Genomic DNA, 19,637 nt, shown 5'->3' with positions numbered 1-19,637 from the left:
CAGGGAACGAACGACGTGGTTGCAACCCTGCGCAGCGGCAGATCCAACAGCCTGGCCATCCTGGTGTTCACCGCGGTGACGAACCTGGCCGACGGCGTGCTCAAGGTGGTCATCCCCTTGATGGGCGCGGGCGCGACCGCCTCGCCCCTGGCGCTCAGCATGCTGTCGGTGATGCTCATGCTGCCGACCCTGCTGCTGTCGTTCCACATAGGCGTGCTCGTCGACCGGTACGACCGCAGACGCCTGCTGCTGCTGTCCAACGCCGTCCGCATCGGCTGCCTGGGCGTGCTGCTGGCCTGCGTACTGGAGGCGAGCGCGCCCCTGCCCCTGCTGTACGGGCTGGGTTTCGTGCTGGGGGTGGCCGACGTCGTCGCGGCCACCGCCGTCAGCGCACTGATCCCCTCGCTCGTGCCCAAGTCCGGGTGGGAGCGCACCAACGCCTGGGTCACCGGGATCGAGACGGTGGCGCAGGAGTTCTGCGGGCCGGTCCTGGGCGGCCTGCTCGTCGCGGCCGGCACCAGCGTCGCGGTCGGCAGTACCGGGGCCGCCTATGTGTTCGCCGCGGCGACCGTGCTGTTCCTGGGGGGATCGGCGACGGTCAGACGCACGGCCGCGCACCACGAGTCGGTGGGCCGGCAGATCACCGAGGGGCTGCGGTTCCTGTGGCGCCAGCCCACCCTGCGGCTGACCTCGGCCGTCCTGACGGTGCTGTGCGCCTGCTGGGGTGCGTGGCTGGCACTGATGCCGCTGATCGCCGTGCACGACATGCGGCTCAGCTCCAAGGAGTACGGGGTGCTGCTCAGCCTGCTGGGGGTGGGCGGGCTGACCGGAGCGATGTGCGTGGCCTGGCTGAACCGCCTGGGCGGCCGGCGCTGGGTGATGTTCTCCGACTTCGTGGGGACGTTCGCGATGGTGGCGGTGCCGCTGTTGACCGCACACGTCTGGATCATCGGCGCCGCCGCGTTCGCCGGCGGTTTCGGCGGCGTGCTGTGGTCCGTCAACGCCCGCACCATCAGCCAGTCCCTCGTCCCCGACGGCATGCGCGGCCGGTTCAGCGCCACGGCCCGGGTCTTCTCGCTGGGCGCCATGCCGGTCGGCGCCGCGGTGGCGGGCGCGCTGGGCGAACTGATCGGGCCCCGGGCCGCCCTGGCCCTGTTCGCGCCGCCCGTCGCCCTGCTCACCGTGCCGTTCCTGCGGACGCTGACGCCGAAAGTCCTCCACGAGATCTTCGCTGACCTCCGCCCGGCACCGGAGCAGGAGCCGGAGCACCCCGCGCAGAACCACGCCCAGGAGAAGATCGCATGAACCGGTACACCGCGCCGCCGGCCGGCGAACAGGACGAGCACACCGCACCGTTGACCAACGAGCAGCGCCTGATGATGCGGCGCATGCGCGACTGCCCGTACCCCACGTCGTACACCACCGTGGTGCGTCTGGAGCTGACCGGGCGGCTGCGCCCCGACGTCCTGGCTGCCGCGCTGGACGCGCTGGCCGTGCGCCACCACGCGCTGCGCAGCCGCTTCGTGAGCGGACCTGACGGGCAGGGACGGCAGATCGTGGACGCCCCACGGCCGGTGCCTCTGGAACGCGCCGACGTCAGTGGCGCGCCGCCCGCCCGGCGCAGCGAGGCCGCACGCCTGCTGGTGGACCGCCTGCGCGGTGAGCCCTTCGACCTCGCCGCAGGCCACCTGTTGCGCGCGGCCCTGCTGCGCACCGAGGAGCACACCTGGCAGTTCTACCTCGCCTACCACCACATCGCCGTCGACGGCTGGGCGCTGCGGGTGATGCTGGAAGACCTCGCGGCCCTGTACACGGCCGGTCTCGACAAAGGCGGGGAGGCCGGGGCGACTGCGGTGCCGGCGGCGGTGCAGAGCGCCGACTGCGCGCGCGGCCAGCGCACGGCCGAGGCCCAGGCGCGCGCGGCCGAAAACATCCGCTACTGGCGCTCGGTCCTGGCCGGGCAGACCCAGGTCATCAACTGGCCGGCCGTCTCGCCGCGCCCGCACGACTTCATCGGCGAGGGCGCGGTCGAACCGGTCCGGATCGACGGCGACGTGCATCGGGCGCTGCGCCGCACGGCCGCGCAGTGCGGGGCGTCGTCCTTCGTCACCGTGGCCGCGGCCCTCGCCGTGTTCCTGTCGCGGCTGTCCGGGCAGCGCGACCTGATCGTGTCGGTGCCGTTCTTCAACCGCTCAAAGGCCGACGCGCACGCCGTGACATGCCTGTCCGGACCGGTGCTGCTGCTGTGCGAGGTCCGCGAGGAGGAGACGTTCGCGACGCTCGTGGAGCGCACCGCCGACCGGTTCTTCGACGGCGTCGAGCACGCGGCGCTGCCGGTGACGGAGCTGCTGGACACGCTGGTGCGCGAGGACGGCTGGACGACGACGCGTACGCCGTGCGCGGCGATCGCCATGCAGAGCTTCGGCTTCGACGAGGTGGCGCAGTTGCCCGGCGTCGCCGCCCGCCTGCACTTCGAGTCCGTTCATGTGGCGTTGACGGACCTGGTGCTGAACCTGACCGAGTGCGACGACGGCATCGACGGGTTCGCCCTGTACCGCAGTGCCCTGTTCGATTCCGTCACCGTGCGCCGCTGGATGCGTGAGTTCACCGAGCTCACGGCGGCGCTGGCCCGCCGCCCCGACCTGCCGCTGGGGCGGGCTGTTGCCGTCCCGGCCCGGACCTGACGACTTGGAGAACACCGTGGACGCTGTGGACCAGCAGGCTTTACCCACCAGGACCTTGGCCCGCCCGGTGGCGCCCTGGCCGGGCGGGCCGGCGGGCGAAGGCGTGAGCGGGCCGGGCCCGCAGCGCCTGCCCCTGTCGCCGTCCCAGCGCAGCCTGCTCGTCGTCGACCGGCTCGTCGGCGTGGGACACCTGTACAACAGCGTCTACGAGGTGGAACTGGCGCCCGGGCCGGGTGAGCGGGAGATACGGGCCGCGCTCGCCGAGGTCCTCGCGGTGCAGCCCGCGCTGCGCCTGGTCTTCCCCGAGGTGCCCGAGCCGCACGCCCGGCTGGCGCCCGAGCCCGGGGCCGGCGCGCTGGCGCTGGAGTGCGGCGAGGACACCTCCACGCAGGCGGTGGCCGAGGCGGCGGCGCGGCTGGGCGCGCACACCTGGGACCTGGCGCGCGGCCCGCTGTACCGGTTCGTACTGCTGGCCGGGCCCTCGCGCTGCGTGCTGCTGTTCGTGGTGCACCACCTGGTCTTCGACGCGGTGTCGGTGCGCTGCTTCCTGCGGGATTTGCGCACGGCGCTGGAGGGCGGGCGCTCTGCCGGCGAGACGGCCCGGCTGGCCGGGCGCCGGATCGGTGCGCTGGTGCGTGAGGCCGGGACACAGAGCCGAGTGGGTGACACGCCCGCGACTGCGGACGCCGCCCGGGCGTGGGCGGCGTCGCTGGCGCACGCGCAGGGCGCGCAAGGAGTGCTGAACCCCCTGCCCCACCGGCCCGCCGAGACGGCCTTCGCCGGCCGGCGCCACACCTGGCTGCTCGACGCCGCCGAGAGCGCAGCGCTGGCGGACACCGCCCGGGCGCTGGGGCTGACCGAGTACGAGTTCCTGCTGGCGGTCTACGGGGCGGTCGTCGCCCGGCACACGGCCGCCTCGCAGGTGGTCATCGGCAGCCCGTTCATGGCGCGCAGGACGGCCGGTTCGTTCGAGTTGTGCGGGTTCTTCGTCAACACCCTGCCGCTGGCCTTCGGCGTCGACTGGGCGGTGCCCTTCGACCGGTATGCGCAGGACACCGTCCGCGCGGTGGTCGGCGCGGCCCGCTTGGCGGCGGGGGTGAGTTTCGATCAGATCGTCCGGCACGCCCAACCGGACCGCAGCAGCAACCGCAATCCGGTCTTCTCCTGCATGCTCGCCATGCAGGAGGACCCCTCCCCCGCCCTGGGCGGGCCGGTCACGGCGATACGCGAACACGGCAACGGTACCGCCAAGTTCGACCTGTGGCTGGGGGTGACCCCGGTCGGTGAGTGCCGACGTCTGGAGCTGGAGTACGACACGCAGCTGATCGGGGAGGGTGTGGCGCAGGCGCTGGCCGGCTCGCTGCGTGGTGCGCTCTCCCGCGCGGTGCGCGAGCCCGCCACCGTGCTGGCCGCGTTGTTCGACGACGTGCCCCCGCCCGCCGCGCCCCCGCCGATCGCGCCGACGGCGCGGTCCTTGGACGAGTGGGTCGGGCGCACCGCGTCGGCCCGGCCCGACGCGGTGGCGCTGGAGGATGCGGGGCAGCGCGTGACCTACCGGGAGTTGCAGGAGCGGGTCGCCCGCTCGGCGGTGGGCCTGCGGCGTGCGGGAGTCGGGCCCGGTGAGGTGGTGGCGGTCGCGTCCGGGAGTGTCGCGCGCACGGTCACGGCGATCCTGGCGGTCCTGCGGGCGGGGGCGGCATACCTGCCGTTCGACCGTTCGCTGCCCGCGCAGCGTATCGAGTACATGCTGCGGACGGCCGGGTGCCGGCTCGTCGTGGCCGACGCCCAGAACCCCGGTACGGGGTCAGGTGCGGGTGAGCTGTACGGGGTGAGGGCGCTGACGCCGGCGGACCTGGCTGCGGCGGGCGGGCAGGACGCCGAGGCCGCCCCCGCCGCCCCCGCCGCCGGTGAGCGGTCGGTGTACGTGATGTTCTCCTCCGGTTCGTCGGGCCGCCCCAAGGCCATCGAGATGAGCGAAGGGCCGCTGCTGAACCTGACCGCCTGGCAGCTGCGGGCGCTGCGCCTGGACGACTCGACCCGCTTCCTGCGGTACGCCCCCCTCGGTTTCGACGTGTCGTTCCAGGAGATCTTCCCGACCCTGGCCGCGGGCGGCACCGTGGTCGGCCGCGGCGGGTGCGACCGCCGGGACCTGCCCGCACTGGTGCGCCGGGTGGAGCAGGCACACGTCACGCACGTCTACCTGCCGGTGGCAGCCCTGCGGCCGTTCGTGCAGGCGGCGCTCGACACGGGCGTGTCCCTGGCCCGGCTGCGGTCGGTGTGTGTCTCCGGTGAGCAGCTCTTCGTCGACGACGTGGTGCGCGGCTTCTTCCGGGGCCGCCCCCACCTGGAGCTGATCAACCTGTACGGGCCCACCGAGACGCACGCGGTGACCACGCACCGGATGGCGGCGGACACCGACTGGCCCGCGCACGCGCCGATCGGCCGTCCGCTGGAAGGGGTGCGCGCCTACGTCACCGATGTCACCGGGCACCTGGCGCCCCCCGGAGTGCGCGGGGAGCTGCGACTGGGCGGCGTCTGCCCGGCCAAGGGCTACCTGGGGCAGCCGGACCTGACCGCCCGCAGTTTCCGCCCGGACCCGCACGCTGCGGGCGGCCGCCTCTATCTGACCGGTGACCAGGTCGTGCGCGACGAGGACGGGGTGCTGTACTTCCTGGGCCGCACCGACGAGCAGGTGAAGATCCGCGGGCACCGGGTGGAACTGGGTGAGATCGAGACGTGCGCCCTCGCGGCCGGCGGTGTCGACAGGGCGGTCGCCGCCGTCCGGGACACCCCGGCGGGAAGGGAGCTGGCACTGTTCCTGCTGCCCGCGCCCGGCGCGCGTTCGCAGGCCGCCCTCGACGCCGTCCGCGAGGCCCTGGCCGCCCGCCTGCCGGAGTACATGGTGCCGCGCTGGATCCTGTGGACCGACGCCGTCGCGGTGACCGCCAACGGCAAGGTCGACCGGGCGGCGCTGCTCGCCGGGCACGCGGCGCACTTCACCGCAGCGCCCGCCACGGCCTGCACCGGGGCCGGAGCGGGCCACGCGGACGCGGTGGAGAGCGCGCTGGCCGCGATGTGGGCGGAGCTGCTGGGGCTGGACGAGGTGGGCACGCAGGACTCGCTGCTGGAGCTCGGCGCGCATTCGCTGATGGTGTTCACCGCGCTCTCGCGGGTGCGTCAGGAGCACGGCGCGGAGATCTCGCTGCGGTCCTTCTTCCGCGCCCCGACCATCGCCTCCATGGCCCGGCAGATCCGGTGCGCCCCACCCGGTGCGGGTGCGGGCCGCTAGGGCCTGCGGCGCAAGCGGATCACGGTCGGGAGGATCACGCCTCAAGGGGCATGGAGATCTGACGCATGGCCGGCAAGCCCCGGCTGGAGCCCTTGTTGCCGACGGGCGTCAAGCCAGGGCGTTCCGTCGGGGCGCATTCGGCGGCAGCTGACGGACGGCATGCGGTGGCGCACCGGACCGGTGCCCCGTGAGGCGAGGTGCCGGTGCGATCGGCCGCCCCCGGCCGGGCCGGGGGCGGCCTCGCACGCGCCCGGACCGGATCCGGGCGGACCAGGCGTACGCCTTCCGCAACAACCGCTTGTTGCTGCTGCGGCGCGGCGTCAGGGCCGCCAGCGCCGTTCCGGCGACCGCGTGGCGCGACCAAGCCCGCGTCCTGCGGGGGCCGACCGCCGACCGCCGACGGTCGGCAAGAGGCGACTCCCGCGAACGCCACGCGGTCGAATGCGGCATCAAGCGCCTCAAGCGCCTCAAGCGCCACCAGGCCGTCGCCACGAGACGACAGGCTCGACGTCCGTCACGGGGCGGCCGTGCCGGTCGCAGTCCTCAACCAGTGGCTGTGACCGGCGCTTTCCGACAGGCCCTGGTCCGGCCGGGCTGCCGGCGCCGGCTGTCGTGGCCTCAAGGGCCGTTGGAGGCTTCAGGGTTTCGTCCGGTCGATCATCTGATGCGGAGGGCCCTGGGCGGCTGCGGCCCGGTACGGCTGGCTCCGGCAGCAGGCTCCCCCGTGACGCTGCGCCAGCTTCCCTCTCCGCGGCAACTGCCGCTCCAGGGCAGGCAGACGTCGACTGCTCAAGGGCAGCGGCATGGCCGGCTACGGCGCTGCGGTCGGCGCAGTTCACCGTGGACGCCCCCGGTGGGCGCGGCGCCGCGGACAGCGCGGCGGTGGGTGCGGGGTAGTGGCCTGGCCGGGCCCGGTCATCGAGGGGGCGGGCAAACCGGTATCCGGCCGCGTGCTCGGGTGCGGTGGCTGCGGTGCCGGATGCGATGTGACGGGCGCCGGACCTCTTGCGACGAACTGCCGCCCGCGCGAACTGCCGCCCGCGCGAACTGCTGCCCGTGCGCGGCCCCGTCTGCGGGGTCACCGGCCCTCCGGCCGGGCCTTTCCACCGGAGGAGGTCCCGGAGAATGCCGGCCTTGCGCCGAGGCGTCCGTCGCCGGGCCCGAGGGCATGGTGTCCCCGGGCAGGCGGGGTCTGCCGGTGTCCGGAGCTCGGCCTTCGGCCGCTGCGGCATGACCAGCACCCTTCACCAGGAGCGTCCCGGTGCTGCCCCGGCCAGGGGCCCGGCGCCGCCCTGCCCCGTCAACGGGGCCGGGCGAGCGGCCCCGCACAGCCGATCGGCGGTGCGGTCACGCGGTCACGCGGTCAGGGGGTGCTGGGCGCCGGCGTACAGAACGGTGGACGGGTCGTCGCCGGTGTGCAGCCAGGTCACGGTTCCGGCGACGAGGGTGTGGTCGAGCATCGACGTCGAGGCGCTCACTTCGCAGACCGCGGCCAGGCTGACCCCGGTCAGGACCGGCACGCCGTGGCGGGGCCGCCAGTTCACGCCGGCGAAGCGCTGGGCGGGGGTGCCGGTGGCGAACTGCCCGGCCAGGTGGCGGGCGTGCCAGGGCAGGACGTTGACGGCGAAGCTGCCGGTGTCCAGGATCCGGTGCAGGGTGCGGCTGGTGGTGTTCAGGGAGACCAGCAGCGCCGGGGGCCGCAGCGACAGGGACATGACCGCGTTCACGGTGCAGCCGGCGGGGCCGTCGGTGCCGCTGGTGGTGAGGACCGCGACGCCGGTGGGCAGGCGGGTCACGGCGTGGCGGAAGAGGTCGCTGGTGACGGCGGACGGCGGGTTCGGCAGGGTCCGGGCTGGCATCGCTGGTCTCCCTGATCAGGCGTACTGGGCCGTGAGGCGGTCGGTCACGGCGGTGCGGTCGACTTTCCCGTTGGCGTTGCGCGGCAGGTCGTCGTAGATGCTCAGGCCGCGCGGCACCATGTAGGCAGGCAGCCGGCGGCGCAGTTCGGCCAGCAGGGTGACGGCGTCGAGGTGTTCTCCCGTGCACACCGCTTCGAGGTCGTGGGTGCCGTCCGGGCCGGGCAGGGCCAGTGCGAGGGCGTCGCGCACGCCGGGCCGGGTGCGCAGGGCGGCCTCGATCTCGCCGAGTTCCACCCGGTAGCCGCGCACCTTGACCTGGTGGTCGAGGCGGCCGAGGTGGACGAGGTGGCCGTCCTGGCGGGTGACACGGTCGCCGGTGCGGTACCACAGGTCGTCGGTGACGGGGCCGGGAGCGTCGAAGGGGCGGGCGCGGGTGCCGTCGTGGGTGAGGAAGCGGCCGGCGTTGTCGGCGGCATCGAGGTAGCCGTCGAAGCGCTGGGGGCCGCGTACGCACAGTTCGCCGTCGTCGGCGGGGTGGCCCTGCGGGTCGAGGACCAGGTGCTCCGTGCCCGGGTGGGGGGTGCCGATGGGGACGGTGCCGTTGGCGGTGTTCGGCCAGGCCGCAGGGTCGGCGGGCAGGCGGTAGCGGGTGCAGCTGATGGTCGCCTCGGTGGGGCCGTAGAGGTTCTCGACGGTGCTGTGGGGGGCGGCGGCCTGCCAGGCGCGGGCCTGCTGCAGGGTGAGGGGTTCGCCGCAGAACAGGCTGAAGCGCAAGGTGGGCATGGCGCCCGGGGTGAGGCTGCGCAGCCGGCGGGCGACGGAGACGACGGAGGGCACGGAGAACCAGTGGGTCAGTTTCCTGCCCGCGACGAAGCGGGCGGGGGCCATCAGGTCGTCGCGGCCGGGCACGACCAGGGTGGCGCCGCTGCTCCAGGTGGCGAACAGGTCGAAGACCGACAGGTCGAAGGTGAGGTCGAAGGTCTGCGAGACGCGGCTGCCCGGGCTCATCGCGTAGCGGGGCACGACGTGTTCGAGGTAGGCGCTGAGGTTGCGGTGGCTGATGGGCACGCCCTTGGGGGTGCCGGTCGAGCCGGAGGTGAACAGGATGTAGGCGGTGGTGTCGGGGCCGGCGGCCGAGGCGGGCAGCGGGCGGGCGGGGCGGGCGGCGTGCCGGTCCAGGGGCAGGACGGGGGCGGGCAGGCGGACCGCGGGGCCGGGGCCGGTGTCGGTGTCGGTGTCGGTGTCGGTGAGGATGATGTCGAGGCGGGCGGCGGCGGCGGTGGCGGCGGTGCGGGCCACGGGGAAGGACGGGTGGAGGGGGACGACGGTGCTGCCCAGGCGCTGCGCGGCCAGGTAGCCGGCGTAGCCCAGGACGGTGCGCCCGGCCAGCAGGCCGATGCGGCGCGGCACCGTGCCGTGGGCGGCGAGCACCTGGCCGGCCAGCCGGTCGGCGAGGTCGCGCAGCTGGCGGTAGGTGAGGTGGTCCTCCCCTGTCTCCAGGGCTGTCTCGTCGCCGTGGCGGTGGGCGGCGGCGGCGAACCACTCGTACAGGGTGCTGGGCATGGTCAGTCCTTTTCCAGGAGGTCTGCACGCAGCGCGTGGTGGGCGGTCAGGAGGTGGTCGATGGCGCGGTCGACGAGGCCGGGGCGGGGTCGGCCGTGGGCGGCGGAGCGGGCGGCGAAGCGCAGCGTCCGGGGCAGTGCGTCCCAGGCGACGGTCGCGGCGGCGGCCCGTTCGGGGTCCAGGGCGGCGTCGGCCAGGGCGTGGGTGAGGCGGTAGGTGTGGTGGCGGGCCGCCGCCCACAGGTCGTCGGCGTGGCGGGCCAGGGCGGTGGGGTCCTCGCGCAGGACGGCGGCGACGTGGGTCAGGGAGGGTTCCAGGGCGAGGGTCCAGGTGCCGGGGCCGGGCGCGCCGGCGTCCGGGGCGGGAGCGGGGGTGGTGGGGGCGAGCCAGCGGTAGTGGGCGGTGGGAGGGAGGGGGACGGTCTCGCCGAGGGCGAGAGCGTCGCGGCGGGCGGCCTCCCGGCTCGGGTGGGGCCAGGGGGTCATGAGGGCGGCCAGGCGGGTGTCGTCGGCCCAGCCGAGGTAGGGCTGCTGTTCGCCGTGGGGGGTGAGGGCGCTGAAGTGGTCGGCGAGCAGCCAGCGGCCCTCGCGGTGGTCGCGGATCAGCAGCCAGTGCGGGGCGTCGGCCTGCTGGTGGGCGGGGGCCCAGGGCAGATGGCGGGTGTTGGCGACGGCCAGGACGCGCCGGTCGCGGTGGAGCAGGGCGAGCAGGGCGCGGCGGGCGGTGGGCCAGTCGGGGGCCGCGTGGTAGGCGAGGCGGCGGCCGTCGCCGGTGGTGTCGATGCGGGTGTGGTGGGAGAAGGCCAGCTCGCCGGGCGGCAGGTCGGTGCGCACCGCCAGGCGCACGGCGTGGGCAAGGCGGCGGCGGACGTCGGGGACGTGGGGGGTGAGGTAGGCCAGGAGATTGGTCGTGTAGCAGCTCAGGTCCGGCATGGTGGTGGGCGCGTCGGTCAGGTGCATGGGTCCTCCCGGGGGCCGGCGTCGGGTGGGAGGGGTGGGGGCCGGTCGCCTGGGTGGCTGCCGGTGCGGGGCTGGGGCAGGTGCTGTGCAAGGTGGTGGCCGGGGTCGGGCAGGGCGGTGTAGGAGCAGCTGAGGGGGGTGCGGGAGTGGTCGCGCAGGCTGATCCAGCGGTAGTCGTTCCAGCGGCCGCGGTGGCGGCGGGGTGGGATGTCGATGGTCCAGGGCCGGCCGGACAGGCCGGTTCCGGCAGCTTTGACGCAGGCTTCCTGTGCGGTCCACACCCAGGCGAGTTCGGTCGAGCGGTGTGGTTCGGGCAGGGCGCGGACCTGGGGGGCGTGGGTGCCCAGGATGCGGCGCAGCAGGGGGTCGGGGGTGTGGTCGGGGGGCTGCTGGACATCGACGCCCACCTGGCGGCCGACGGCGGCGGCGACGGCGACGGTGTCGCCGTCGTGGGAGATGCTGATACCTGTGTGCGGGTGGTCGGCCAGGACGGGCCGTCCGTGGGCGCCCGCGTGGATGGGGCTGCCGGCCTGGTCGGGCAGGGTGGCGCGCAGCAGGTGGCGCAGCAGTGCGCGGCTGGCGAGGAACTCCTCGGCGCGCCGGCGGGGCAGGGCGGTCGCGGCGGCCCGGTCGTGGGGGTGGGCGTCGGCGCGCAGCCACTGGTCGCGTTCGCCGCGGGCCACCCAGACGCCGGTGGTGAGCTGGGTCATCAGCAGTCCGGTCATGGGCGCAGCTCCGCGAGGATGGTGTCGGCGTGGTCGGCGACGGTTTCCAGCAGCAGTTCGGTGGTGCCGCCGCCGATGCCGAGCACGGCGGCTTCGCTGCGGATGTGCTGGGCTCCGCCGCGGGCGAAGCCGTCTGCGCCCTGCAGGTGGGCGCAGGCGGTCAGGACCGGGTCGGCGACGGCCGCGGCCGCGGATTTCAACAGGGCGGCCGCGGTGAGGTCCTGGTGGTGGGTGACGCGTTCGCCCAGGCTCGTGCACAGGGCGTGCAGCTGGCGGACCTGGACCAGGCAGGCGGCGTAGCGCTGGCGTGCGGCCTGGTGCTGCCAGTTGGGTGCGGTGGAGGGGGTGGTGGTGCGGGTCAGGCGGCGGTGGGTGTCGGCGAGGACTCTGCCGGTCAGGGCCACGGCCCACAGGGCTCCGGCGAGGCGTTCAGTGGCGATGTGCCGGGCGAAGGCGGCCATGCCGCGTCCGGGGCGGCCCACGAGGTGGTCGGCGGGCAGGCGGACGTGGTCGAGGTCGATGTGTGCGGTGGCGGCGCCGGTGAGCAGGTCGGTCTCGGCCGGGTGGATGCGCACGCCGGGGGCGGTGGCGGGCACCAGGACCCAGGTGAAGCTGGTGAAATGGCGTCCGGGGCGGTGCCGGGCCAGGACCAGGAGCCAGTCGGCGGTGCGGGCGGTGGCGATCCAGCGTTTGGTGCCGGTCAGCAGCAGGGTGTCGGGGCCGATGGTCACCTCGGTGGCCAGGCCGGTCAGGTCCGAGCCGGTGGCGGCGCCGTCGGTGGCGGCGAGGGCGAGTGTCTGGGTTCCGCTGCGGATGCGCTGCACCGCCTGCCGGACAGGGCCGGTGGCCGGTGCGCCGGCGGCGAGCAGCGGCAGGGCGCCGGCGGCCTGGACGAGGACGCTGAGGGTGATGCCGTTGTCGCCGCGGGCGTCGACGGCGCCGATCAGGTCGGCGAGGCGGTCGGGGCGGGGGGTGAGGTGGCCGGCCTCGGTGGGGTCGTAGAGGTCGTGCAGGACGCCGGCGGCGCCGAGCAGCCGCCACACCTGGCGGGTGTCGGCGTGTGGGGGTGCGGCGTCCAGGGCGTCGGCGGCTCGCCGAGTGCCGGAGCCGGGGCGGGCGGGGGCGGTGAGGTGGTCAGTCAAGGCGCACCTGCGGGTCGAGGAGGGTGAGTGTGCCGTCGGCGAGGCGGAGGCGGTCGTTGCTGTAGTTCAGGGCGGCTGCGCGCAGGTCGCGCAGGGCGTGTTCGAGGCGGGTGGGTGAGTCCTTGAGGTAACCGTGGCGCATGCCGACGGCGTCGATGAGGTCTTCGACGGCGCGGTGGCATTCCTCGGCAGCGGTGATCTTCAGGGCGTTGAGGAGGAGCTGGATGCGCGGGACGCTGAGGTCGCCTGCGCCGGCGCAGGCGCGGCGGGTGCGTTCGAGCAGGGCGTGGACGGTGTCGATGCGCTGGCGGGCGCGGGCCAGGCGGGTCAGGAGCAGTTCGGAGCCGAGGTCGACGCGGGTGCGGTGGGCGGGGTCGCGCAGCAGGGTCAGGACGCGGGAGAGGGCGCCGGCGGCAGTGCCCAGCCAGCAGGCGGACCAGCCCAGGTGAGCCGTCGGCGCGAACACCTGGGTGGCGACGGTGCGGAAACCGCCGTGGCCGCCGACGACGTGGTGGGCGGGGACGGTGCCGGTCAGGTGCAGGGCGATGCTGTGGCTGGCCCGCATGCCCAGCGGCTGCCAGTGGCCGGAGGGTTCGGCGGTGAGCTGGTCGCGGTGGGCGTAGACGAGGGACACCTGGTGCGGGGAGGCGGGGGCGGGGCTGCGCATGGTGATCAGGAAGCCGTCGGCGTGCAGGCCGCCGGTGACGATGGGGGCGAAGCGGTCCAGGCGCAGTCGGTTGTCGTCGATGGTGGTCAGGGCGGAGTGGGACGTGAGCAGGTGGCCGCCCGTGCCGGTGTCGGTGGTGACCGAGGCGAGGTAGGTGCGGCCGGCGGCGATGTCGGGCAGCACCTCCTCGCGCAGCCGGTCATCGGCGTGGCGGACCAGGGCGGCGACCTGCTGGCAGTGCATCGCGAAGATCATCGCGACGGAGGTGTCGGTGCGGCCCAGGGTGATGCTCGCGCTGATCATGTCGTCGACGGTGCCGCCGAGGCCGCCGTGGCTGGCCGGGACGAGCAGGCCCAGCAGGCCGGTGCGGCGCATCGCCGTCAGCGCCTCGACGGGGAAGAGGGCCTCGCGGTCGGTGCGGGCCAGGTGGCGGGCGGCGACGGCGGCGACCTCGCCGGTGCGGCGGGCCAGATCCGCTGCGTCCGGCGGGGCCGGCGCGGTGCACGGGGCGGGCGGGGTGGTGCGGGATCCGGTGAGGAGGGGGGCGCTCATGCGGCCTGCACCTGCTGGGTGTCGAGGGCGGCGTGCAGCACGCTCCACAGGCTGCCTGCGGTGGCGAAGGTGGCGTCGTTCATGTCGTCGTCGGGCAGGATGACGCCGAAGGCGTCCTCCAGGGCGAAGAGCAGTTCGATGGCCTGCATCGAGTCCAGGCCGAGTTCACGCAAGGGTGTGTCGGCGGTCAGGGGTGTCTCGCCGAGGAACTTCAAAAACGGGGTGAGCAGTTGGGTGAAACGGGTGTCCATCACTGGCCTCCGGGGTGGGTGGCGGGCGGTGCCGCGGCGGTGGTGGGGGTGCGTGTCAAGGTGATGCGGGTGATGTCGGGGGGGCGGGCGGGGTGGTCGCCGTCGATGACGGCTTCCGCGGGCGGCGGGTGGCCGAGGAAGGCGATCAGGCTCGCGGTGAGGCCGTAGGCGCCGACGTTGGGCACGGCGAGGATGTCGCCGGGGCGCAGCGCGGGCAGGTGCGCGGCGCGCGCCCAGGTGTCCAGCGGGGTGCACAGGGGGCCGGTGACCAGGGCGGTCAGCGGGCGCCCGGGGGCGGCGCAGGGGTCGAGGGCGGCGCAGGGGTCGGGGGCGGCGCAGGGGTCGGGGGCGGCGCAGGGGTCGGGGGCGGCGCAGGGGTCGGGGGCGGCGGTGGGGATCAGGAGGGGGTCGAGGGTGGGCAGCCGGCGCAGTCCGGACATGCCGCCGAGGTGGTTGATGCCGGACTCCAGGACGACGACGTCCTTGCCGTGGGAGCGTTTGACGTCCAGGACGGCGGTCAGGAGCACGCCGGCGGTGCCGAGCAGGTACCGGCCCGATTCGAAGACGACCTCGGTGCCGTCGTCGTGGCGGCGGGGCAGTTCGCGGTCGAGCAGCGCGGTCAGGGCGGGCCGCAGGCCGGACAGGTCGACGCGGGTGCCCTGGGTGGCGAAGGGGGCGCCGAAGCCGCCTCCGAGGTCCAGTGTCCGGATGCGTACGCCGTGCGGGGCCAGGGCCCGGGTCAGGGTGCGGGCGGTGCGCAGGGAGCGGGCGAACTGGCCGGTCAGGGCGTCGACGTCGGTGAGGTTGGTGCCCATGTACAGGTGCAGGCCGATGACTTCGGCGTGGGGGCGGCCGGCGAAGCGGTGGGGTTCCTGGCGCACCCAGGTGGTGTCGGCGCCGAACTGTGAGGCGACTCCGGTCATCGCCAGGCCCTGGCCGGGGACGGGCTGGTCGTCGTTGACGCGCAGCAGGCACCGGGCGCGCGCGCCGGCCCCGGCGGCAAGGCGGTCCATCTGCTCGATGGCGTGCGGGGAGTCCACGGAGAACAGCCGCACGCCCGCGTGCAGGGCGCGGGTGATCTCCTCGTCGCGTTTGCCGGGGCCGGTGTAGAGGATGTCCGCGGCGGGCCAGCCCGCGGCGAGGGCGGCGTCGAGTTCGCCGGTGGAGCACACCTCGGGCAGGGCGCCCTGGGTGCGCAGTTCGGTCAGGATGCGGGGGTGGGCGTTGGCCTTGAGGGAGTAGTAGAGGCCGGTGCGTTCGGGCAGCGCGGTGCGCAGTGCGTGGTGGTTGCGGCGGACCTCGGCGAGGTCGTAGACGTAGGCGGGGGTGGGCAGGCGGGAGAGGAGGCCGGGCGGGAGCAGCCGGCGGGCGGGGGTGCCAGGGCCGGCGAGGTCAGGGGGTGCGGGCACCGGTGGCCTCCTGGGTGCGGGCGGCCAGCGCCGTGCGGTCGATCTTGCCGTTGCCGGTCAGCGGCAGTGCGTCGAGCACCTGGCAGCGGCGCGGGATCTTGAACTCCTCGATGTGCTCGCGCATGCCGTGCAGGACCTCGGCGGGCTGTGCGGCGCCGACGGTGAACAGCGTGGCGGGGGCGCCGGCTGCGGGCGGCAGTACGGCGGCGGCGTCCACGCCGGCCACCTGGCGGGCGGCGGCCTCGACCTCGGTGGTGCTGACGCGGAAGCCGTTCTCCTTGTAGATGTCGTCGCGGCGGCCGTCGAAGTAGAGGAATCCCTCATCGTCGACCCAGCCGTAGTCGCCGGTGTGCAGTTGCGGCAGCAGGCCCTCCGCGCGGACGAAGCGTTGCGCGGTCAGGTCGGGGCGGCGCCAGTAGCCGGCCATGACGTGGGGGCCGCGCACGACGATCTCGCCGGTGGCGCCCGGAGGTCTGCGCCGGCCCTGGCCGTCCACGACGAACACCTCGGTGCCGGGCAGGGCGCGGCCGCTGGAGCCGGGCCGTTGCAGGTCGCCGTCGGGCGGCATGACGGTGGCGCGTTTGCATTCGGTCAGGCCGAACATCAGCTGCACCCGCAGTGCGGGCAGTGCCGAGCGCAGCGTGTGCAGGGTGGCGGCGGGCATCGCCGCGCCGGTGTTGGTCAGCAGCCGCAGCGGCGGGGGGTGCGCGGGGGTGCGGCGCAGCAGCCGGGCCAGGGTGTCGGCGACGGAGGGGACCGCGGCCAGCACGGTGGCGTCGGCGCGCTTGAGGCTGCCGAGCAGGGCCGGTCCGGTCTCGCAGGGCCGGCCGAGGACCGTGTGGGCGCCGGCGCGGGCGGCGAGAAACAGCTGGTACAGGCCGTAGTCGAAGGACAGCGGCAGGGGGCTGTAGACGACGTCGTGGGGGCGGTAGTCCAGGACGGTGTGGATGGCGTCGACGCAGAACATCAGCTGCTGGTGGGTGGTGACGACGGCCTTGGGCAGCGAGGTGGTGCCGGATGTGTAGATCAGGCAGACCGGGTCGACGCTGAGGGGGGGCGGCGGCTGTGGGGCGCGGCCGTCGGGTGCGAGGGCGGGCGCGGTGGGCTGGGTGGTGGTGTCGATGAGGGTGGTGATGTCCTGGGTGGTGGCGGTGGGTATGCCGCGGTGCTGCGCGGCCGCTTGCGCGTCGGGGTCGTCGGTGACCAGCAGGGCGGGCTCGCTGTCGTTAAGGACGTGTTCGAGGCGGCTGCCGCGGACCTGTTCGTGCAGCAGGCAGAAGGCCACCCCGGCCCGGGAGGCGGCGTAGACGAGTGCGGGCTGGGCGTGTGAGGGGGGTGCGCACACCACGAGGCGGTCGCCGCGGCGCAGTTGCCGGGCGTGCAGCCAGGCGGCCAGGCGGCGGGAGGCGGTGTCCAGGCGGTGGTAGGTGAGGGTGTGGCGGCCGCTGGTGACGGCGGGTCGTTGGGGCCAGTGGGCGGCGGCCTGGTCGAGCAGGTCGTGCAGCAGCGCGGCGGGTGCGGGCATCAGTTCTCTCCGAGGCGGGCGGCTGGGCGGTGGCAGGGCTGCGGCGCGGCGGGGGCGGGCAGGGCGCGCAGCACGATGCGGCAGATGCCGTCGAGGTGGTGCAGGTTCTCCGGGACGAGGTCGTCGGCGGGGAACTCCACCGACAGCTCGCGCTCCAGGCGTTCGACGATCTCCACCATCCGCAGGGAGGTGAAGCCGGGGACGTCCGCCAGCGGCAGGCCGTCCAGGAGTGGGGCAGGGTCGGTGCGCAGTACGGCGCCGGCGGTGGCTGCGACCCGGGCGCGCAGCGCGGCGGGCGGCGGTATGGGCAGGGGGGCCGGGGCAGCAGGGGCGGTGGTACCGCCGGCGTGGGCGGGTGCGCTGGGCGCCGGGGCGGGTGTGTGGGTGGCGGTGGGGGCGAAGATGTCGTGGTCGTGGTGGAGTTGGCGGGCCAGGCGTTCGAACAGCTCGCGGGGTTCGGGGCGGCCGCGCTGGACGCGCCGGTGGGCGACGTAGGCGCTTTCGGCCAGTGCCTGCCAGGCGGTGAGGTGCGCGGTGACCGCCTGGGGGTCGGTGAGCAGGCCGCGGGAGGCCAGGAAGCGGGCGTGCAGGCGGCGGGAGCGGGCCAGCAGCCAGGTCTCCACGGTGAGCTGGTCCAGGGCGGTGGGCCGGTCGGGGTGTTCGGCGTAGGCCCTGGCGTAGTCCTGGTTGCGTTGGGGGGTGGCCAGGTGCAGGCGGGGGGCCGGGGGGGTGGGGGGCGGGTCGGCGGGGGCGAGGGTGAGAACCAGGGCCGCCCGGGGCAGGGCGGCGGCGACTTCGGTGCGGCTGAGCGGGAGGCTGGTGGGGCGGGCGGCGCCCCAGGGGGTTTCGTTGTGGTAGCCGTCGGTGACGACGGCGGTGCCGGCATCGCCCGGTTCGAGGAGGAAGCTGTGGTCCGTGTGGCGGCGGCGGAAGTAGGGCACCCAGGGCAGGTGGTGGGCGTCGGCGACGACGTAGCGGCCCGGGGCGGGCTCGGGGGGCCGGCCGGGTGTGGTGGTGTGCTGTTCGGTGACGCTCAGGTGCAGGGCGCGGGCGGTGTCGGCGAGGTGGCGTGGTGCGGGGCGCTGCACGGTGGGCAGGCCGCCGGGGCCGGGGGCGGGGTCGAAGTGCAGGACGGCGCCCAGGTGGAGGTGGGTGCCGGGGCCGTGCCAGCGGTCGGCCAGGACGGCCAGGTTGACCTGGAGGCAGTCGAACAGCGGGCAGTCCACGGTGCCCGGCCCGGCGGGGGCGGCGGGGGCGGCGGGGGCGGCGGCGGATGTGGTGGTGGTCATGGCCGTCTCCCGGCGGCTGTCGCCTCTTGTGGTGCGGTGGCGGGCGTGTGGCTCGGCAGGGGGGCGGCTGCGGGCCCGGTGGGCGGGTGGATGCGGTCCAGGCCGTGCACGGCCGCCCGCAGCGCCTGGGGGTCGGGGCTGTCGTCGGTCAGTTCGCCGTCCATGAGCTGCTGGTAGGCGCTCAGGTCGAGGTAGCCGTGGCCGCTGACGCACACCAGGACGCCCCGCCGGGCGCGCAGCGTGCCGTGGGCGGTGTCGGTGCCGGCGCCTGCCAGGCGGGCGGCGGCGGCCAGGGCGTGGCCGGACTCGGGGGCGGGCAGCACCATTTCCCCGCGGGTGAACAGGTGGCCGGCCTGGAGCGCCTGGACCTGGCCGACGGCGGTGGCGGTGATCTGGTGGCGGTGGCGCATCGCGGAGAGCACCTTGGCGGCGCCGTGGAAACGCAGTCCGGCGGCGTGCGCGTCGGGGATCGGGTAGGAGCTGCCGATGGTGTACATGGCTTCCATCGGGCCGGTGCCGGTGGCGTCGGTGCGGTCGTAGGCGTAGGTGCCCCGGGTGAGTTTGGGGGTGGTGGCGGACTCGGCGGCGACCAGGTGCGGCGGGCGGGTGCCGGCGGCGGTGGCGGCGGCGAAGAAGGGCAGGGCGATGCCGCCGAAGTTGGAGCCGGCGCCGACGCAGCCCACGACGGTGTCAATGCGTGCGTCCAGGGCGGTGAGCTGGTCGGCGGCCTCCAGGCCGATCACGGACTGGTGCAGGATGCTGTAGGTCTCTCCGCTGCCGATGCAAAACGCCGCACCGTCGGTCCGGGCGGCGTATTCGACGGCCTCGCCGATGGCCAGGGAGAGGCTGTTGACGCCGGTGGTGCTCTGGCGGGCGATGCCGGTGAGGTTGCTGGGGCTGGCGTGGACCCGGGCGCCCAGGGTGCGCATCAGGGTGCCGCGGTGGGGTTTGTGGTGCAGGCTGGTGCCGACCATGAAGACGGTGCACTTCATGCCGAACAGGGCGCAGGCCGCGGCCAGGGCGGTGCCCCACTGTCCGGCGCCGGTGCCGGTGACCAGTTCGCGTACCCCGGCCCGGGCGTAGTAGTAGGCCTGTGCGAGGGCGGTGTTGAGTTTGTGGCTGCCGGAGATGTTGCCGCCCTCGTACTTGACGTAGATGGGCACGCGGGCGTCGACGGCGCGTTCGAAGGCGCGGGCGCGCCACAGCGGGGTGGGGCGGAAGGCCCGGTAGGCGTCGGCGACTTCGGCGGGGATGTCCCAGTACTCCTTGGTCTGCACGCTCTGGCGTACGAGTTCCAGGGGGAGGCTGACCTGGATGCCGGTGGCGGCCGCCGGGCGGGGGGTGCGGTCGGGGGGCAGGGGCCGGTCCAGGTGGGGCAGGACGCTGCGCCAGCGGGCGGGGGCGTTCGCGGTGCTCACCGGGCGGGCTCCGCCCCGTGCAGGACGGTCTCGGTCAGGTCGTGGACGGTGTGGAAGCGGCGTCCGAGGAACAGGTCGTCGCCCAGGGTGATGCCGAGTTCGTCTTCCAGGCGTACCAGGATGCCCACGAAGCCCAGGGAGTTCACGCGCAGGAGTTCTCCGTTGAGCGGCTCGTGGTCGTCGATGTCGGCGGGCTGCAGGGGCAGCCGGGACTCGGCGATGACCACGCGCTTGACGGACTCGGTGACCGCGGTGCGGTCCAGTCCGGTGATCATGGTTCCTCCGGGGGGTCGAGGTCGGGCCGG

15 protein-coding genes are annotated in these 19,637 nt (G+C 74.8%); 3 read left to right on the top strand and 12 right to left on the bottom strand.

What is annotated here, in order from left to right; translation table 11 throughout:
- The first annotated feature begins 15 nt into the window (after positions 1-15).
- From ACZ43N_RS38000 to ACZ43N_RS37990, 3 genes are read left to right on the top strand one after another with little or no spacing between them, the layout of a single operon-like run.
- A complete protein-coding gene (locus ACZ43N_RS38000; protein ID WP_468103810.1) occupies positions 16-1,305 on the top strand; it encodes an MFS transporter in 1,290 nt (429 codons plus the stop codon).
- Entirely contained in the window at positions 1,302-2,684 is a 1,383-nt protein-coding gene (locus tag ACZ43N_RS37995; RefSeq protein ID WP_468103808.1) for a condensation domain-containing protein, read from the top strand. The genes ACZ43N_RS38000 and ACZ43N_RS37995 overlap by 4 nt, the downstream gene beginning before the upstream one ends.
- Before the next feature lie 16 nt (positions 2,685-2,700).
- Positions 2,701-5,973 carry a non-ribosomal peptide synthetase gene (locus ACZ43N_RS37990; protein WP_468103807.1) on the top strand — a complete coding sequence of 1,091 codons (3,273 nt, stop codon included), beginning with the start codon at positions 2,701-2,703 and terminating at the stop codon, positions 5,971-5,973.
- Between the two features lie 1,355 nt (positions 5,974-7,328).
- Here ACZ43N_RS37990 and ACZ43N_RS37985 read toward each other — a convergent pair.
- The 12 genes from ACZ43N_RS37985 to ACZ43N_RS37930 are packed head-to-tail and all read right to left on the bottom strand — an operon-like array spanning position 7,329 to position 19,607.
- Positions 7,329-7,832 (bottom strand): flavin reductase family protein, encoded by a 504-nt coding sequence (locus ACZ43N_RS37985; protein ID WP_468103805.1) that lies wholly within the window; start codon positions 7,830-7,832, stop codon positions 7,329-7,331.
- Between the two features lie 15 nt (positions 7,833-7,847).
- The gene (locus ACZ43N_RS37980; protein ID WP_468103804.1) at positions 7,848-9,395 is read right to left on the bottom strand and encodes an amino acid adenylation domain-containing protein; all 1,548 of its coding nucleotides are present in this window, start codon (positions 9,393-9,395) and stop codon (positions 7,848-7,850) included.
- Positions 9,396-9,397: 2 nt separating this feature from the next.
- Positions 9,398-10,354 carry a hypothetical protein gene (locus ACZ43N_RS37975; RefSeq protein WP_468103803.1) on the bottom strand — a complete coding sequence of 319 codons (957 nt, stop codon included), beginning with the start codon at positions 10,352-10,354 and terminating at the stop codon, positions 9,398-9,400.
- On the bottom strand, positions 10,345-11,079 hold the full coding sequence (locus ACZ43N_RS37970) for a 4'-phosphopantetheinyl transferase family protein (RefSeq protein ID WP_468103801.1): 735 nt from the start codon (positions 11,077-11,079) through the stop codon (positions 10,345-10,347). Before ACZ43N_RS37970 ends, ACZ43N_RS37975 begins: the two co-directional genes overlap by 10 nt.
- Positions 11,076-12,221: an acyl-CoA dehydrogenase family protein gene (locus tag ACZ43N_RS37965; RefSeq protein ID WP_468103800.1), complete on the bottom strand. Its 1,146-nt coding sequence runs from the start codon at positions 12,219-12,221 to the stop codon at positions 11,076-11,078. Before ACZ43N_RS37965 ends, ACZ43N_RS37970 begins: the two co-directional genes overlap by 4 nt.
- Positions 12,214-13,440 carry an acyl-CoA dehydrogenase family protein gene (locus ACZ43N_RS37960; RefSeq protein WP_468103798.1) on the bottom strand — a complete coding sequence of 409 codons (1,227 nt, stop codon included), beginning with the start codon at positions 13,438-13,440 and terminating at the stop codon, positions 12,214-12,216. Before ACZ43N_RS37960 ends, ACZ43N_RS37965 begins: the two co-directional genes overlap by 8 nt.
- Entirely contained in the window at positions 13,437-13,691 is a 255-nt protein-coding gene (locus ACZ43N_RS37955) for an acyl carrier protein (RefSeq protein WP_468103796.1), read from the bottom strand. Before ACZ43N_RS37955 ends, ACZ43N_RS37960 begins: the two co-directional genes overlap by 4 nt.
- Positions 13,691-15,100 (bottom strand): type III PLP-dependent enzyme domain-containing protein, encoded by a 1,410-nt coding sequence (locus ACZ43N_RS37950; protein WP_468103794.1) that lies wholly within the window; start codon positions 15,098-15,100, stop codon positions 13,691-13,693. Before ACZ43N_RS37950 ends, ACZ43N_RS37955 begins: the two co-directional genes overlap by 1 nt.
- Entirely contained in the window at positions 15,084-16,625 is a 1,542-nt protein-coding gene (locus tag ACZ43N_RS37945) for a class I adenylate-forming enzyme family protein (protein WP_468103793.1), read from the bottom strand. The genes ACZ43N_RS37950 and ACZ43N_RS37945 overlap by 17 nt, the downstream gene beginning before the upstream one ends.
- Complete coding sequence (locus ACZ43N_RS37940) at positions 16,625-17,914, bottom strand: acyl carrier protein (RefSeq protein ID WP_468103791.1); 1,290 nt, start codon at positions 17,912-17,914, stop codon at positions 16,625-16,627. The genes ACZ43N_RS37945 and ACZ43N_RS37940 overlap by 1 nt, the downstream gene beginning before the upstream one ends.
- Entirely contained in the window at positions 17,911-19,332 is a 1,422-nt protein-coding gene (locus ACZ43N_RS37935; protein WP_468103789.1) for a TrpB-like pyridoxal phosphate-dependent enzyme, read from the bottom strand. Before ACZ43N_RS37935 ends, ACZ43N_RS37940 begins: the two co-directional genes overlap by 4 nt.
- On the bottom strand, positions 19,329-19,607 hold the full coding sequence (locus ACZ43N_RS37930; protein WP_468103787.1) for an acyl carrier protein: 279 nt from the start codon (positions 19,605-19,607) through the stop codon (positions 19,329-19,331). Before ACZ43N_RS37930 ends, ACZ43N_RS37935 begins: the two co-directional genes overlap by 4 nt.
- Between the last annotated feature and the right edge of the window lie 30 nt (positions 19,608-19,637).

The sequence above is a fragment of the Streptomyces sp. NPDC030814 genome (assembly GCF_055572155.1).
Note: the sequence above shows the minus strand (reverse complement) of the source record. Positions and strands in the feature narration are given on the sequence as shown.

Excerpts from the sequence above, each read along its gene's own strand:
- ACZ43N_RS37995 (WP_468103808.1), top strand. The coding sequence starts at position 1,302 with ATGAACCGGTACACCGCGCCGCCGGCCGGCGAACAGGACGAGCACACC.
- ACZ43N_RS37985 (WP_468103805.1), bottom strand. The coding sequence starts at position 7,832 with ATGCCAGCCCGGACCCTGCCGAACCCGCCGTCCGCCGTCACCAGCGAC.
- ACZ43N_RS37980 (WP_468103804.1), bottom strand. The coding sequence starts at position 9,395 with ATGCCCAGCACCCTGTACGAGTGGTTCGCCGCCGCCGCCCACCGCCAC.
- ACZ43N_RS37975 (WP_468103803.1), bottom strand. The coding sequence starts at position 10,354 with ATGCACCTGACCGACGCGCCCACCACCATGCCGGACCTGAGCTGCTAC.
- ACZ43N_RS37970 (WP_468103801.1), bottom strand. The coding sequence starts at position 11,079 with ATGACCGGACTGCTGATGACCCAGCTCACCACCGGCGTCTGGGTGGCC.
- ACZ43N_RS37960 (WP_468103798.1), bottom strand. The coding sequence starts at position 13,440 with ATGAGCGCCCCCCTCCTCACCGGATCCCGCACCACCCCGCCCGCCCCG.
- ACZ43N_RS37955 (WP_468103796.1), bottom strand. The coding sequence starts at position 13,691 with ATGGACACCCGTTTCACCCAACTGCTCACCCCGTTTTTGAAGTTCCTC.
- ACZ43N_RS37945 (WP_468103793.1), bottom strand. The coding sequence starts at position 16,625 with ATGCCCGCACCCGCCGCGCTGCTGCACGACCTGCTCGACCAGGCCGCC.
- ACZ43N_RS37940 (WP_468103791.1), bottom strand. The coding sequence starts at position 17,914 with ATGACCACCACCACATCCGCCGCCGCCCCCGCCGCCCCCGCCGCCCCC.
- ACZ43N_RS37930 (WP_468103787.1), bottom strand. The coding sequence starts at position 19,607 with ATGATCACCGGACTGGACCGCACCGCGGTCACCGAGTCCGTCAAGCGC.